This is a genomic window from Streptomyces sp. NPDC021093 (assembly GCF_044333135.1).
Taxonomy (GTDB): domain Bacteria; phylum Actinomycetota; class Actinomycetes; order Streptomycetales; family Streptomycetaceae; genus Streptomyces.
This window is the reverse complement of record NZ_JBIRQJ010000013.1, coordinates 129,619-141,988: the sequence shown is the minus strand read 5'-3', so window position 1 is coordinate 141,988 and position 12,370 is coordinate 129,619. Positions and strand designations below refer to the sequence as shown.

At 73.1% G+C, this 12,370-nt stretch carries 8 protein-coding genes and 1 pseudogene; 4 read left to right on the top strand and 5 right to left on the bottom strand.

Translation table 11 applies throughout. The features are described 5' to 3' along the window. Nucleotides 1-270: 270 nt before the first annotated feature. Nucleotides 271-1,443: a 3-oxoadipate enol-lactonase gene (pcaD, locus tag ACH4SP_RS34570; protein WP_398420984.1), complete on the top strand. Its 1,173-nt coding sequence runs from the start codon at nucleotides 271-273 to the stop codon at nucleotides 1,441-1,443. A gap of 4 nt (nucleotides 1,444-1,447) precedes the next feature. Continuing rightward, a complete protein-coding gene (locus ACH4SP_RS34565) occupies nucleotides 1,448-2,632 on the top strand; it encodes a 4-hydroxybenzoate 3-monooxygenase (protein WP_398420981.1) in 1,185 nt (394 codons plus the stop codon). Here ACH4SP_RS34565 and ACH4SP_RS34560 read toward each other — a convergent pair. The 4 genes and pseudogenes from ACH4SP_RS34560 to ACH4SP_RS34545 form a co-directional block, all read right to left on the bottom strand. Continuing rightward, complete coding sequence (locus tag ACH4SP_RS34560) at nucleotides 2,605-3,978, bottom strand: MFS transporter (protein WP_398420979.1); 1,374 nt, start codon at nucleotides 3,976-3,978, stop codon at nucleotides 2,605-2,607. The genes ACH4SP_RS34565 and ACH4SP_RS34560 overlap by 28 nt on opposite strands. Before the next feature lie 177 nt (nucleotides 3,979-4,155). Beyond that, nucleotides 4,156-5,052, bottom strand: a complete 897-nt coding sequence (locus ACH4SP_RS34555; RefSeq protein WP_398420977.1) for a hypothetical protein — start codon at nucleotides 5,050-5,052, stop codon at nucleotides 4,156-4,158. Continuing rightward, a complete protein-coding gene (locus ACH4SP_RS34550) occupies nucleotides 5,049-6,062 on the bottom strand; it encodes an SPFH domain-containing protein (RefSeq protein ID WP_398420975.1) in 1,014 nt (337 codons plus the stop codon). Before ACH4SP_RS34550 ends, ACH4SP_RS34555 begins: the two co-directional genes overlap by 4 nt. Nucleotides 6,063-6,116: 54 nt before the next feature. Next, nucleotides 6,117-7,616, bottom strand: a pseudogene (locus ACH4SP_RS34545) (amino acid permease). A 127-nt stretch (nucleotides 7,617-7,743) separates the two neighbouring features. On the opposite strand from ACH4SP_RS34545, the gene ACH4SP_RS34540 reads away from it, so the two are divergent. After that, nucleotides 7,744-9,189, top strand: a complete 1,446-nt coding sequence (locus ACH4SP_RS34540) for an FGGY family carbohydrate kinase (RefSeq protein ID WP_398420973.1) — start codon at nucleotides 7,744-7,746, stop codon at nucleotides 9,187-9,189. A gap of 836 nt (nucleotides 9,190-10,025) precedes the next feature. After that, nucleotides 10,026-11,483 carry an NAD(P)/FAD-dependent oxidoreductase gene (locus tag ACH4SP_RS34535; protein WP_398420971.1) on the top strand — a complete coding sequence of 486 codons (1,458 nt, stop codon included), beginning with the start codon at nucleotides 10,026-10,028 and terminating at the stop codon, nucleotides 11,481-11,483. Here ACH4SP_RS34535 and ACH4SP_RS34530 read toward each other — a convergent pair. After that, the gene (locus tag ACH4SP_RS34530) at nucleotides 11,480-12,358 is read right to left on the bottom strand and encodes an LLM class flavin-dependent oxidoreductase (RefSeq protein WP_398420969.1); all 879 of its coding nucleotides are present in this window, start codon (nucleotides 12,356-12,358) and stop codon (nucleotides 11,480-11,482) included. The two genes, ACH4SP_RS34535 and ACH4SP_RS34530, sit on opposite strands and share 4 nt — an antisense overlap. Between the last annotated feature and the right edge of the window lie 12 nt (nucleotides 12,359-12,370).

Sequence of the window (12,370 nt, the reverse complement as noted above, 5' to 3'; positions counted from 1 at the left end):
CGATCGTGGGGAGAGCGCCGCCGCCCGCCCCGGCCCCGAGGCCGACGGTGCAGAGACCGCCACCTCCCACCCCCGCCCCGAGGCCGACCGCTCCGACCGTGCGGAGCGCGCCGCGCTCGCCGTTCTCCTCGATCTCACCGACCCCACGCGCTACCTCGGTTCCGCCCCCGCACTCGTCGACCGCGCCCTGAGCCGACAGCCCTTGGGCCGTCGTCGGCCGACTCGGTCGAGCCAGTCCTCTCGTCCCCGTACCCCCGGTCAGGACCCCCGATGAACCAGCCCCTCCTCCATCACCGCACCGACGGCCCCGCCGATGCCCCGGCCCTCCTCCTCGGGCCCTCCCTCGGTACGTCCCTTGCCGTGTGGGAGCCTCAAGTGCCCGCGCTCGCGCGTCGGTTCAGGGTCGTGCGGTGGGACCTTCCCGGGCACGGCGGCTCCGTCGCGTCGCTCGTCGGGGCCGGGGCGGGCGTGGGTGATCTCGCGATGCTCGTCCTCGCGCTCGCCGACTCGCTGGGCATCGAGCGGTTCTCGTACGCGGGGATCTCGCTCGGCGGTGCGGTGGGCGCCTGGCTCGCCGTGCACCACCCCGCGCGCGTCGAGAGGCTGGCCCTCGTCTGCTCGTCCGCACGCTTCGGAACGCCCGAAATGTGGTCCGAGCGCGCCGACTTGGTGCGCCGCGAGGGCGTCGGTCCGCTCGCGGCGACCGCGCCCGCCCGCTGGTTCACGCCCGGTTTCGACGGCGCGGCCCTGCCGGGCCTGGTCGCCGACCAGCGCGCCGCCGACCCGGCCGCGTACGCCGCCTGCTGCGACGCCCTCGCCGCCTTCGACCTGCGCGACGACCTGGGTAGGATCACCGCCCCCACGCTCGTCGTCGCCGGGCGCTCGGACGCCGCGACCCCGCCCGCCGACGCCCGCCTCCTCGCCGACTCGATCCCCGACGCGGGGCTCGTCGAGATCCCGCACGCCGCACACCTCGCCGGGGTGGAGCAGCCGGGCGCCGTACTCGCCGCGCTCCAGGGGCACTTCGGGGGCGGAGGCGACCCCGGCGCACGTACCGCGAGGAGCGCCCACGCCGACGGTACGGTCGTGCGCCGCGCCGTACTCGGCGACGCCCACGTGGACCGCTCCCTCGCCGCCACCACCCCCTTCACCGCCCGCTTCCAGGACTTCATCACCCGCTACGCCTGGGGCGAGATCTGGACCGGCGACACCCTCGACCGGCGCACCCGCAGCTGCGTCACCCTCACCGCGCTCGTCGCCGGCGGCCACCACGACGAACTGGCGATGCACGTCCGCGCCGCGGTGCGCAACGGGCTCAGCCACGAGGAGATCGGCGAAGTGCTCCTGCAGTCCGCCGTCTACTGCGGCGTACCCGCAGCCAACGCCGCCTTCGGCATCGCCCAGCGCGTACTCGGCGCGCCCCTCAGTGAAACGGACAACTGACCTCATGCACACCACAGTTGGCATCATCGGCGGCGGCCCGGCAGGTCTCCTCCTCGCCCGCCTCCTGCACAACGCCGGCATCGACAGCGTCGTCCTGGAGAGCCGCGACCGCGCCTACGTCGAGCAGCGTCAGCGCGCCGGAATCCTCGAACAGGGCACCGTCGACATCCTCCGCGCCGCCGGAGCCGGCGGGCGCATGGACGTCGAGGGCATGCCGCACGACGGCATCGAACTCCGCTTCGACGGCCGCGCCCACCGCCTCGACTTCCCCGCCCTCACCGGCGGCCGCAGCGTCATGGTGTACGCCCAGACGGAGGTGGTGAAGGACCTGATAGCCCTTCAAGTCGGCGACGGCGGGCCGCTGTTGTTCGAGGCGCAGGTCACCGCTGTCGAGGGCGCCGACACCGACCGGCCCACCGTCCGCTACGTCCACGAGGGCGCGGAGCAGACCCTCGCCTGTGACTACGTCGTCGGCTGCGACGGCTTCCACGGCGTCACCAGGACCGCCGTCCCGGAGTCCGTCCGTACGACGTACGAGCGCACCTACCCGTACTCCTGGCTCGGCATCCTCGCCGACGCGCGCCCCGTCTACGACGAGCTGATCTACGCCCACCACGACCGCGGCTTCGCCCTCGCCAGCATGCGCTCGCCCACCGTCAGCCGCCTCTACCTCCAGGTCCCCAACGGCACCGACCCCGCCGACTGGTCCGACGAGAGGGTCTGGGACGAGCTCGACGCCCGCTTCGCGACGGCCGCCGACCCCGGCTGGAAACTGGAGCGCGGCACCGTCACCGCCAAGTCCGTGCTCCCCATGCGGAGTCACGTCACGGAGCCGATGCGGTACGGGCGCGTGTTCCTCGCCGGGGACGCCGCCCACATCGTCCCGCCGACCGGCGCCAAGGGCCTCAATCTGGCCGCCGCCGACGTCGTCCGGCTCGCCGAGGCGTTCGCCCTGCTGCACACCACCGGCCGGGCCGACCTCCTCGACGCCTACTCGGATGCCGCGCTGCGCCGGGTCTGGCGCGCCGAGCACTTCTCGTACTTCATGACGACGACGCTGCACACGGACCCCGAACAGTCCGCCTTCCAGACCCGGCTGCAGATCTCCCAGCTCGACCGCATCGCCTCGTCGGAGCACGCGGCGGCCGAACTCGCGGAGAACTACACGGGGTTGCCCTTCACCGGCTGAGCGCTCGTGGCCTCGGACGGCGGCGCCGTACGGCTCCGTCCTCCGAGCCTCGCCGCCACCGGCACCAGGGCGATCGCCACCGCACCGAGCAGCCCGGCCAGCGCGAACGAGGTGAACCCCCAGCTCTGGTTGCCGCTCGACGCCAGCGCCCCGCCCAGCCACGGCCCGAACACCGCACCCGTGCGGCCGACACCGGTCACCCAGCCGAGCCCGGCGGCCCGCTCGCTGTCCCGGTAGACCGTGTTGCTCGCCGCGTACACCATCACCTGCGCGCTGAACAGCCACACCCCGGTGACCGCCACGACCACGTACGTCAGCCCCAGCGACAGGTGCGACTTCAGCAGGAGCGCGCCGACGGCCGTCAGTACGAACCAGATCGCGGACACCCGCACCGCCCCGAAGCGGTCCGCGGTACGGCCCGCTATCAGCATGCCGACGATGCCGCCCGCGTTGATGACCAGCAGGAAGCTCACCGACGACGTCATGCCGTACCCCGAGGCGCGCATCATCTGCGGCAGCCAGGTCGACACCCCGTACACGAGCAGCAGCCCGCAGAACGACGCCAGCCACAGCAGCGGCGTCGCCCACCGAGACTCCGGCCGGAACAGCGCCGCCACAGCGGCCAGCCGGCCCTTCGCACCGGCCGCAGGAGCCTCCACCGCCGTCGGACGCACCAGCCCGAACCGGTCCGCTACCGCATCGGCCTTCGCCCGCTCGCCGCGCGCGAGCAGCACCCCGGGCGACTCCGGCATCAGCTTCAGCAGCAGCGGTACGGCGATCACTGCGGGCAGCACGCCCGCCCAGAACACCCAGCGCCAGCCCGCCGCAGGAGCCAGCGTCAGCCCGAGCGCTGTCGCGACCATGCCGCCCGCGTGGTACGAGGTCATCAGCAGCCCCGTGGTGAGCGCGACCCGGCGCGGCGGCGCGAACTCCATCACCATCGCCAGGCACAGCGGCATCAGCCCGCCGAGCCCGAGCCCGGCGACGAACCGGCCCGCCCCGAACAGCCCCGGCGTCCCCGCCAGCGCGCAGAGCGCCGACCCCAGCGAGAACAGGGCCACGCTGCCCGCCAGCATGGGACGCCGCCCCAGCCAGTCGGTGAGGTTCCCGGCGGCGAGCGCGCCGATGAGCATGCCGAAGGTGGTCCAGCTGCCGATGCTGCCCGCGCTCGACTGGGTCAGGCCGAGGGACGGGTCGTCGAGCATGTGCGGCATGACGGCGCCGTAGATGTTGACGTCCATGCCGTCGAAGAAGACGGCCAGCCAGCACAGGGCGAGCACGGGCAGGACCGAGCGGAAGGTGTGGGCGCGCTGCGGAGACGGGGCGCGGGCTCCGGAGGATGTCATGCAAGTTCCTTGCAGTACGGGGGAGTTGGCGGATCCGGCGGGAGTCTCGTTCGTCCAGTGAACTTTGCTTCGCCGAACAGGTGGCATGAGTGTCCGTCCGCTGCGGGTGCGTGTCAATGAAGTGGCATGTCAATGAAGTGGCATGTCAATGAAGCGGAGGCCCGCAGTGCGCCGCGCTCACCCCAGCAGGCGCAGCGCCGTCGCCGCCCGTCCCACCCGCACCGTCTGCCCCCACGTCAGTTCCAGCGCGTCCGCCTCCATGCCGTCGCCGAACGCGACCAGCCGGTCCGACTCCACCGTCAGCCGCAGCCGCTCGTCCCCCGACAGCACGCCCTCCACCAGGGACGTACCGGTCGCGGGTGACGGCCACGCCTCCCGTACGAACCACACCAGCCGGTGGTCCACCGGGTCCGGCAGGTGCAGCGCGGACCCCCGCTCAAGCCACAGCGAGCGCAGCCACCCGGTGGCCCCGGTGCCGGTCCCCACCAGGACGCCGGACGACGCCTGCGCCTCGGCGGCGGCCCGCTCCCCGTCCTGGCCGATGCGGTAGCGGGCCGTCTGGTGTCCTGGCGGACCGAGGTAGATCTCGTTGAGGGCGAGCAGCCGCTGCGTGTCGTCGGCGACGGCCTCCACCATGGTCAGCGTGTCGGCCGCGCCGCCGCTCACCGCCGACCGCAGCAGCTTCGCCGCGTCCGCGGCCCGGTGCCGCACCAGTACGCCGGGGTTGCGGCCGGGGTCCGTGTCGATCCCCAACACCGCTTGTTCGTCCAGGTACTTGGCGGTGTTCGCGACGAGTCCGTCCTGCCCGACCACCACCACGACGTCCTCGGGACCGAACAGGAACCGGTCCAGGTCCGCCCGCTCCACCCGGGCCTGCCGCCACTGCAGCGGCACCGCCCCCGCCACCTCGGCGAGGGCCCGCCGGGTCCGCTCGTACCGCTCCTGCGCCTCGCGCACGCTGCGGCCGCGCGAGCCGAGGAAGAACTCGGCCTGGCCGCGCGTACCGTGCCGGGCGAGCAACTCCTCGTACTCGCTGGTGCGGTGGACGAGCACGGCGCGCGGCGCCAGGCTCACGACGCGCCGCCGGACCGTCCGCCGCCGAGCTTCGCGAGGAGCCCGGTCAGCACGTCGGGCGACAGGGTGAGGCTCTCGATGCGCGGCACGTTCTCCGCGAGCCGGGTCGTCGCCAGGGCGCGCAGAGTGGCCGGGTCGACCTCCCCGTGCACCCGCAGCCAGGCCGACTGTGCCTGGGCGCGGGCCTCGCCGACCTCGCGCGCCGCCTCGGCCTCGGCGCGGGCGAGCCGTACCGTACGGGCCGCCTCCGCCTCGGCGCTCACGCCGTCGGCCGCCGCCAGCTCCTCCGCCTCGCGGCGGGCGTTGGTGCCGCGCTGGTCCACCAACTGCTCCTCCCGCCTGGCCAGTTCGATCCTGCTGGCGAGCTCGTTCTCGGCGATCGCCCGCTCGCGCTCCACGGCCACGGCGCGCCGCTGGTACGTCGCCCGGTCCGCCTCCTGCTGGATCTGCTCCCGGGCCGGAGTGCGCAGCGCCCGCTCCACGTCCGCCTCGGGGCGGATCGCCACCACGCGCACCGCGACGACCTCGATGCCGGTGGCGGGCAGCCGGGGCTCCGCCGCGAGTCCGCCCGCGATCCGCTCCCGTACCGCCGACACCCCGTCGACCAGCGCTTCGGACAAGGGGATACGGGCCAGGGTGTCCAGCGCGTGCTGCTGCGCCGTTTCGGTGAGCAGCGTCGCCAGCTGCTCCAGGGGCGCCCCGCGCCAGGCGCCGGTGTCCGGGTCCACGGAGAAGTCGAGACGGGCGGCGGCGACGGCCGGGTCGCTGATCCGGTACGTCACCGTGGCCTGCAGCGTCACGTCCTGGAAGTCCGCCGTGCGGGCGTGGAAGGCCATCGCCAACTCCCGGTCGCTGATGGGCACTTCGGAGAGTGCGGCGGTCAGCGACCGGAACCAGAAGCTCAGCCCGGGACCGTCGTGGACGAGCCTGCCGCGCTTGTGGTGGCGTACGTGAGCGGTGGGCGCGGAGCGCAGATGGTGCCGGCCGAAGCGCCGGGTGATGTCGGCCATGAGGAGGACCCCTCTTTCTCGTCATTGCGACGATAAGGGGAGTGCTCTTTATCGTCAAGGGGACGATATGGGGGTCTCCGTGCGGTCGTGCTCCGGAGTCCCGTACGCGTCCCGGGCCGCGTACCACCACACCGTCGCCAGGATCAGCACCGCGGCCAGCGCGATCACCGCGTAGTTCATCGAGTCCCAGGTCACGGGCGCCTTCTGCGGCAGCAGGAACAGCACCGTCACCACGGCCACCCACGACACGGCCGTCCAGCCGATCGGCCTGCTCCACCGGCCCAGGTGCCACGGCCCCGGCTCGAACCGGTCGCCCGCCCGCAGCCGCAGCAGAATCGGAAGGGCGTACGCGGGTGTGATGCCGATGACGTTGATCGCGGTCACCGCGCCGTACGCCGTCGCCGAGTACAGGGACGGCACCGCCAGCAGGCCGGCCGCACCGACCGTCAGCCACACCGCGGGGACCGGCGTACGGGTACGGCCGCTGACCCGGCGCCACAGCTTCGAGCAGGGCAGCGCGTTGTCCCGGCTGAACGCGAACACCATCCGACTGGCCGCCGCGACCTCCGCGTTGCCGCAGAACAACTGCGCCACGATCACCACGAGCAGCAGTGCCGTCGCCCCGCCGGAACCGAGCGCGTCCAGCATGATCTGCGCGGGCGGCACCCCCGTCGCGCTCTCCTGGGCGCCCCGGTAGTCCTGAATGGCGAAGGTGAGGCCGGCCAGCAGGGCGAAGCCCGCGAGCCACGACACTCAGATGGCGCGCACGATGCCGCGCGGCGCGGACCGGGACGCGTTCGAGGTCTCCTCCGACAGGTGGGCGGAGGCGTCGTAGCCGGAGAAGGTGTACTGCGCGAGCAGCAGTCCGATCGCGGCCACGTACACCGGGCTGTCGATACCGGTGTCGTTCACGAACTCCGTGAACACGAACCCCGGCGACCGGTGCCGCTCGGGCACGAACGCCAGCACGCCGACGATCACGGTGACCCCGGCGATGTGCCACCACACGCTGACCGAGTTCAGCACGCTGACCAGCCGCACGCCGAACAGGTTCAGCGTGGCGTGCAGCAGCAGGATGCACAGGAAGATGAGCATCGTGGAGCCGGGCGTCGGCTCGAACCCCCACTGCAGATTCAGGAACGCACCGGTGAACAGCGCCGCGCCGTAGTCGATGCCGGCGACCGCCCCGAGCAGCCCCAGCAGGTTCAACCACCCCGTGTACCAGCCCCACTTGCGGCCGCCGAGCCGGTCGGCCATGTAGTAGAGCGCTCCGGACGTCGGGTACGCGCTGGTCACCTCGGCGAGCGCGAGCCCCACGCACAGCACGAACAGCCCGACGCCGAGCCAGCCCCACATCATCACGGCGGGCCCACCGGTGCCGAGGCCGAAGCCGTAGAGCGTCATGCAGCCGGACAGCACCGAGATCACCGAGAAGCTGATCGCGAAGTTGCCGAAGCCGCCCATCCGGCGCGCCAGCACCGGCTGATACCCGAGACGACGCAGCCGCTGGTCGTCCTCGTGCGTTTCCGGGGATGGTGGCATCGCGGCCGACATGGTCATGAATCTGCCTCCGGTGGGGCGGGGAAGAGACTGAAGTGGCAAACTGCGCCCAGCAGTTGACCATGGGTCAGGCGGGATGGTCCACCACCGGTCGGGCCGGGACGGGGATACGGAGATGCACATGCCCACCAGCGCTGCGGCGGCGGACGGCCCCGTGCTCGCCGTCGACCAGGGCACCTCCGGGACCAAGGCGCTGGTCGTGTGCCCGGAGCGCGGCGTGATCGGATCGGGCGAGGCTGCCGTACGCCCGCGTCACCTGCCCGGCGGCCGGGTCGAGGTCGCCCCCGCCGAGCTGTACGCCTCCGTGCTGGAGGCCGGCCGGGGCGCCCTCGCGGCGGCGGGCGAGCCGGTCGCCGCCGTCGGACTCGCCAACCAGGGCGAGACGGTACTGGCCTGGGACCCCGCGACGGGCGAACCGCTCACGGACGCGATCGTCTGGCAGGACCGCAGAGCCACGGAACTGTGCGCCGAACTCGCCCCGCACGCCGACGAGTTGCGGGCACTGACCGGACTTCCCCTCGACCCCTACTTCGCCGCGCCCAAGATGGCGTGGATACGCCGCCACCTCACCCGCGCCGGAGTGGTCACCACCAGCGACGCCTGGCTCGTCCACCGCCTCACCGGAGCCTTCGTCACCGACGCGTCGACCGCCGGCCGCACCCAGCTCCTCGACCTGGACCGGGTGGCGTGGTCCCCGGCCGCACTGGACATCTACGGGCTCGCGCAGGAACACCTCCCGGAGGTCGTCGCCTCCGACAGCCACGCAGGTACGACAACGGCCTTGGGTGGCGAACTCCCGCTGACAGGACTCCTGGTGGACCAACAGGCAGCACTCCTCGCGCAGCACGCGCTGCAGGCCGGATCCACCAAGTGCACCTACGGAACAGGGGCGTTCCTGCTCGCCCAGGCTGGCAGCCATCCGGTGCGCCCGGCGTCGGGCCTGGTCGGCTGCGTGGCCTGGCAGCTGGGCGGACACACGTCCTACTGCCTCGACGGCCAGGTCTACACGGCGGCGTCGGCGGTGCGCTGGCTGACGGATCTCGGCGTCATCGGGGGAGCGGAGGACCTCGACAGGGTGGGCTCCGGCGTCCCCGACACCGGGGGAGTGACCTTCGTCCCGGCGCTGGCAGGACTGGCCGCACCGTGGTGGCGCCCCGAAGCACGGGGCTCCCTCACCGGCCTCGGCCTGGACACCACGGCGGGTCACCTGGTCAGGGCACTGTGCGAAGGGATCGCGGCCCAGGTCGCGGAACTGGCGGACGCGGCGGGACGGGATCTGGGGGCGGGGCCGGTGGAACTGCGAGTGGACGGCGGCCTGACGCGCTCGTCCCTGCTGATGCAGACCCAGGCCGACCTGCTCCAACTACCGGTCGTTGTAGCGGAGTTGCCGGACGCGACGGCACTGGGAGTGGCGTCGGCGGCCCGTCTCGGCCTGAACCCGCAGCTGAGCATCACGGACGTGCTGCCCCGACGGGGGAAGCCGTCGGCGGTCTACGAACCGACGATCTCACCGGCGGAAGCGGCAGACCGGAGGGCGGCATTCCGTACAGCGGTGGGCGAACCCTGAACGGGCCGACGGGGGCTGGTGGGCGAGGCGCACACTCGGCCCGCCGAGGGGTACCTCATGGCCTTTAACGCCTGGAGGGAGAGGGCCGGAGGATGCGCACGGCTGCAGCCCGTCCCCGGGACGAAGCCTCGAACCCCGGCCCCGCCGGTGCAGGCCGTGCTGCCCCCAGTGGGCGCGGCCGGGACCGCATGTACCACCCCACCGGCCACGCCCGTACGTACCGCCCGGGCCGCACCGGCATGTATCCCCTGGTGCTCAAGGCCTTTCCTTCTCGCTTTGGCAAGTTCGAGAATGCGCGTCCGAAGGCCTGTGCCCGAGGGGAACCCCGAACCCGGGCTCCATCGGTGCAGGCGGTGCAGGCGGTGCAGGCGGTGCAGGCGGTGCAGGCGGTGCTGCCCGCGGCCCGGCGGTCGGCGTTGCGCGGCAGAGCGGCACGGTGTCACAAGGGGCAAAGGGCATGGCCTGCCCAGGGCGCGCCTGTGCTGGTGTGCCCCCTGCCCGTACTGGTACGCGCTCCTTGGTCGTGCCTGCGCGTCCTACCGGGCGCTCCGTGGTGACCCGGTATGTACCCCCGGTCGCGCCCGCGTGTCCCCTCGGTCGCACCCATACCCCTTGCTCGTACGGGCGCGTGCTCCACGTTGCTCCTGCGCGTCCCGCACCGGCCGCGCTGGCCCGTACCCCCTGGCCGCTCCCACGCGTACCCACCGGCAGCCCCCACACGTACCCCCTGGCCGCACAGGCGTCCCTCGGCCGCCCCGCACGCCCCCGGACCATCCCAGCGTCCCGCACGCCCCGGACCACCCCAGCACCCTCCCCGCCCCCATCCAGGAGCCCCCATGCCACCCCCCGCCCCCTACGACCTCACCATCATCGGCGCCGGTGTGGTCGGCACCGCCATCGCCCGTGAGGCGGCCCGTCATTCCCGCCTCCGGATCGCCCTCCTCGACGCCTCCGACGACGTAGGCAACGGCACCTCCAAAGCCAACACCGCCATCCTCCACACCGGCTTCGACGCCACCCCCGGCACCCTCGAATCCCGTCTCGTACGCGACGGACAGCGTCAACTCCTCGCCTACGCGCCCCGGTCCGGCATCCCCGTCGAAAGGGTCGGCGCCCTCCTCGTCGCCTGGACCGAGGAACAGCTCACCGCCCTCCCCTCCCTCGCCGACAAGGCCGCGCGCAACGGCCGCACCGCCACCCGCCACCTCACCCGAGCAGAGCTCTACGCCCGCGAGCCGCACCTCGGACCCGGCGCCCTCGGTGCGCTCGAAGTGCCGGACGAGAGCATCGTCTGCCCCTGGACGACCACCCTTGCCTACGCCACCCAGGCCGTCAGGGCCGGAGTCGAACTGCACCTCAACACCCGGGTACAGAAGGTCACTTCAGCAGCCGAAGGGCATCTCCTCCACACCACCCGCGGCACCTTCCGCACCCGACACCTCGTCAACGCCGCCGGACTCCACGCCGACGACATCGACCGCCTCCTCGGCATCGCCGACTTCACCGTCACCCCGCGCCGCGGCCAGCTCCTCGTCTTCGCCATGCCGTCCCGGGCCCTCGTCCGGCACATCCTGCTGCCCGTTCCCACCGCCCTCGGCAAGGGGGTACTCGTCGCGCCCACCGTCTTCGGCAACGTTCTCCTCGGCCCCACCGCCGAAGACCTCACCGGCGCCGACGCCAAGACGGCCCACCACACCACCCCCGAGGGCATCGCGTACCTGCTCGACCACGGCCGCCGCATCATGCCCGACCTCCTCGAAGAGCAGGTCATCACCTCGTACGCGGGCCTGCGCGCGGCCACCGAGCACGACGACTTCCGGATCCGTCTCCACCCCGGACGGCGGTACGTCACCGTCGGCGGCATCCGCTCCACGGGCCTGAGCGCCTCGATGGGCATCGCCTCATACGTCGTCGCTCTCCTCAAGGAGGAGGGAGAACTCCAACTCTCCGACGAGGACGATGACTTGGAGCCACCGCGCATGCCGAACATCGGCGAGGCGTTCCCCCGCCCCCACCAGCGTCCCGACCTCATCGCCGAGGACTCCGCCTACGGCGACATCGTCTGCCCCTGCGAATCCGTCACCCGCGGCGAGATCCGCGACGCCCTCACCGCCACCGTCCCGGCCCGCTCCCCGGGCGGCCTGCGCCGCCGCACCCGCGTGGAGTCCGGCCACTGCCAGGGCGCGGAGTGCGGTGCGACGGTCCGCGCCCTGTACGAAGAACACCGGTCGAAGAGCGCCGCCCGAAGAGCTGAGGCAGCAGCCCACGAGCCGGGGCAACCGCCCACGGGCTAAGGCACCAACCCCCGCACCCCCTCCGCCACGAACCGCACGAACCCCTCCGGGTCCGGCTCGTCCGCGGTCGGCTGCAGCACCACCGTGTCCGCGCCCGCGTCCACCAGCTCCCGCACCGCCTTCGCGACCGTCGCCGCGTCCCCGGCCGCCCCGAGGCCGGGCACCGACTCCCGTCCGTCCCGCACCAGTTCGTCGTGCAGCCGGTCCGCCGCCCCCGGGCCGGTCGCCGCGAGGAGGTACACCACCACCTTGTGGTGGCCCTCCTGGGTGCGGCCCGCCGCGGCCCGGCCCTCCTCGATCAGCCGGCGCGCCCGGCGCACCCCGTCCGCCGACACCGAGGTGTCGAGTACCGTGCCGTCCGCGGCCGCGCCCGTCAGCCGCAGTGTGCGCGGCCCGACACCCCCGGCGAACACCGGCGGCGCGTCGGCCGGCGGCCAGTCCAGGGCCACGCCGTCCAGCGTCACGTACGACCCGTCGGTCGTCACCCGCTCACCCCGCAACAGCCCCCGCATCGCCGCCAGATACTCGCCCAGCAGCGTCATCGGCGAGTCGGGCCGGGCGCCGACCTGGGCCATCCAGTCCTGCACCCCGTGCCCGACGGCCAGGGACACCCGGCCGGGGAACAGCCGGTACAGCGTGGCGGCCTCCATCGAGGCGAGGGCCACGTTCCGCAGCGGCACCGGCAGCAGACCCACCCCCACGTGCAGCCGCTCCGTCCACGCCAGCGCGGCCGACGCGGCGGCGATGCCGCTCTCCAGGAAGCAGTCCTCCCACAGCCACAGCTCCTCAAGCCCCGCCTCCTCCGCCGTACGCACCAGAGGACGGAGCCGTTCGGGAGCCAGCTGAGGACGGAACACCGCGCCGAGAGTAGTCATGGGACCCATTCC